At 75.7% G+C, this 2,490-nt stretch carries 3 protein-coding genes; all 3 read right to left on the reverse strand.

The window, feature by feature from the left end:
- The coding region (locus ACWDCZ_RS40380; RefSeq protein ID WP_449818595.1) for a hypothetical protein at positions 1–827 on the reverse strand (827 nt) is incomplete at its 3' end.
- A complete protein-coding gene (locus ACWDCZ_RS40385) occupies positions 809–2,080 on the reverse strand; it encodes a hypothetical protein (RefSeq protein ID WP_387970676.1) in 1,272 nt (423 codons plus the stop codon). The genes ACWDCZ_RS40380 and ACWDCZ_RS40385, both read right to left, overlap by 19 nt.
- 36 nt (positions 2,081–2,116) lie before the next feature.
- Complete coding sequence (locus ACWDCZ_RS40390; RefSeq protein ID WP_117485752.1) at positions 2,117–2,440, reverse strand: chaplin family protein; 324 nt, start codon at positions 2,438–2,440, stop codon at positions 2,117–2,119.
- Positions 2,441–2,490: the final 50 nt, after the last annotated feature.

The raw sequence follows: 2,490 nt of genomic DNA on the forward strand, positions 1-2,490 counted from the left end.
AGGGCGGCGAGGGCCGCCGCCGGGTCGGGGTGGCCGGTGGCGGTCAGGAGCCGGCGCAGAGCGCGGTCGCGGGCCTCGGTGGTGCCGCCCTGGGCGGGGCCGGCGAGTTCCTCGTGGGTGAGGACGCAGACGGCGGGGTGGCGCAGCAGCCACTGGCAGTGGCGGGCTTCGCGGATGCCGGGGAAGCCGGGGTCGGTGAGGGCGAGGGTGATCCTGGCGTCCATGGTGGGCAGGGCGCTGACGATGTCGCGGTAGACGAGGTGGTCGGGCAGGGAGCCGACGCGCCCGGCGGGTCGGGAGAGCAGGTGGATCTGCTGGACGACGCGGTCGCGTACGTCGCGGTGGTGGTAGACGATCGGCGGCCGCGCGGTGGCGTGCCAGGTGCGCAGGAGGCCGGCGTCGGCGCGTTCCAGGTCCAGGCTGTTGACGTACCAGCAGCCGTGGCCCGGCAGGAGTCGGGGCAGGTCGGTGTCGGGGACGCGGGTGAGGCGCTCTTCGAGGGCGGGGTCGACGGGTGAGGCGGCGGTGACGGGCTGGCCCAGCCGGGTCCACCACACCCGCCACAGGGCGTTCACGGCCTGCTGGAAGGCGGCTTCCAGGTCTTCCCGGTGGTCGCGCTGCCCGCGCAGCAGGCGTGCGGCCTCGTCCTGGCCGTAGGCGGCGCGGAGCAGGCGGGAGACCTCGCCGGGGCCGGGCCGCTCGCCGTTGTCGGGCTGGGTGCCGCTCATCGTGCCGTAGGGGGTGTAGCCGAGCGCGGTGGTGAGGTGGGCCAGCAGGGGGGTGCCGCTGCCGCGCGGCGAGACGACGATCAGCTGGGGCACGGCCATGGCGGATCTCCCGGAGAGGCTGCGGGGGCGAGGAGGAGGTCCTCGTAGGTGTGGTGGCGGCGGGTGGTGACGCGCTCGTGCAGCAGGGTGACGGCGCGGGCGTGTTCGCCGGTGTCGATCAGGGCGCGGGCCAGGGTGTCCTGGACGATCTCGCGTTCCACCCGTACGCCGCCGATCCGTTCCACCCGCGCGCCGAGGCGGGTCAGGAGGTCGACGGCCGCCCGGGCGCGGCCGGCGGTGACGTGGGCGAGGGCCCGGACGACCGGGGTGAGGACCTCGCGGTAGTCGGGGCGCTCGTCGGCGGCCGACCGTCGGGCCAGGGCCTCCAGGTCCTCGGTGGCCGCCTCGACGGCCAGGGCGAGGGCCAGGTTGAAGGTGTGGAAGACCTCGGCCATGCCGCCCGGTCCGGCCAGCAGGCTCCGGACGTGGTCGAGGTCGCAGCGGCCGGCGGGTCGCTGCCCGGCCAGCAGCAGGCGCCAGTTCGTCGCCGACCGCATCCCCACGTCCGCGCGGCCCAGGACCTCGTCGGCCCGGCGGCGCGCGTCCGCGAAGTCCCCGCAGGCCAGCGACTGCAGGGCGGCGTGCCAGGTGAGGTGTTTGAACTGCATCGCCTGCGGGTCGACGGCCAGCCACCGGTCGAGGAAGGCGGTGGAGGCGGGGCCCGCTCCCAGTTCGTGCTCGGCGTGCGCGCGGGCATGCGCGGCGAGCCCGGAACGCGGGTAGTGGGCCAGGGTGTGCCCGGCCAGTTCGAGCGCCTCCTCGACGCGCCCCTGCTCGGCCCGGGTCCACGCGAGCCTGCCTGCCCACGGCCAACTGTCCGCGCCGGCCAGGGCGTACTGCTGCTCGGCCAGCGCGTCGCCGTGCGCGCGGTAGCCGGCGTCCCCGCAGGCGTGGAAGGCGTCCAGCATGAGGGAGGCCACCTCGTCCCCGGGCCACCGCGCGAAATGCGTCACCAGGTGGTCGGCCGTCAGCCGGAACTGCCGGTGGGTGTAGAGGAAGACCCCGTACACCAGGCTCGCCGACCGGGCGTCCGCCGCCTGGGCGTCCCGGTACGCGACCACCAGCTCCTCCCGCAGCGCCTCATCGCTCAGGCCCCCGGCCGTCGCCAGTACCAGCAGCGCCCGGGCCACACCCAGCCGTGGACGCTCGGCCACCCAGTCCCGTGCCAACGGCACCGCGTGCCCGCTCATCGCCGCCAACTCCCGTACGGCGGCGTCCTCCAGCGACACGCCCGCCGCTGCGGGACCGGCCACGACACCACTGCCTCGCACCACGTCGGGCCTGCCGGATCAGACGCTGGACATGAACACGGCGGTGCAGACGATCCCGCTGCTGCCGCAGTGGTTGCGGGGCAGGCTCAGCGGCAGGCCGAGCTGGTTGCCGCTCGCCGTCCCGCTGTCGGAGACCGTGCCCCCGAGGGCCTGGGTGCCGGCGTCGTGGTTCTCACAGGAGTTGCCGAACACCGCGTTGCCCACCCCGACGACACTGGCCTGTGCGGCGCCGGCCGGGACCAGCGCCGCCCCCACGGCCGTACCCAGCACCGCCATCCGCTGGCCCACGCTGCGCGCACCGCTGCCCGTGCCCTGGCGCTCCACGCCCGCCACCCTGCTCATCGCACTCCCTCCTCGCACGGGCCCGGCGAACACCGGCGCCGCGCAGGCCA

This window comes from Kitasatospora sp. NPDC001225, assembly GCF_053597855.1.